General features: G+C 47.8%; 1 pseudogene. It reads left to right on the top strand.

Going from position 1 to position 245, the window contains the following annotated elements:
- Window positions 1-217 (top strand): annotated as a pseudogene (locus FDX22_RS26365) (autotransporter outer membrane beta-barrel domain-containing protein); the annotation flags it as partial.
- Window positions 218-245 lie beyond the last annotated feature (28 nt).

The following is a 245-nucleotide window of genomic DNA, read 5'->3' as shown; positions in this document are numbered from 1 at the left end:
CTATAACCAGCAGTTTGGCGAGAATATCTGGAAGGCGCAATCGGGTCTCAATCGTATGGCGGCGGCGAGTCAGGATGGTAACTGGGTCGATGTCACTGTCGGTGCAGATATGCTGCTGAATCAGCATATGGCTGCCTATGCGGCACTTTCTCAGGCAGAAAATAGTACGAATAACAGCGATTATCTGTACACCATGGGAGTGAGCGCTAAATTTTAACGAAAGAAAGCTGGGATAAAACATCTCT

Origin of the sequence: Citrobacter sp. TBCS-14, assembly GCF_005280805.1 — a bacterium.
GTDB classification, from domain to species: domain Bacteria; phylum Pseudomonadota; class Gammaproteobacteria; order Enterobacterales; family Enterobacteriaceae; genus Citrobacter; species Citrobacter gillenii.
The sequence above is the reverse complement of the archived record's forward strand: the minus strand, read 5'-3'. Positions and strand labels throughout refer to the sequence as shown.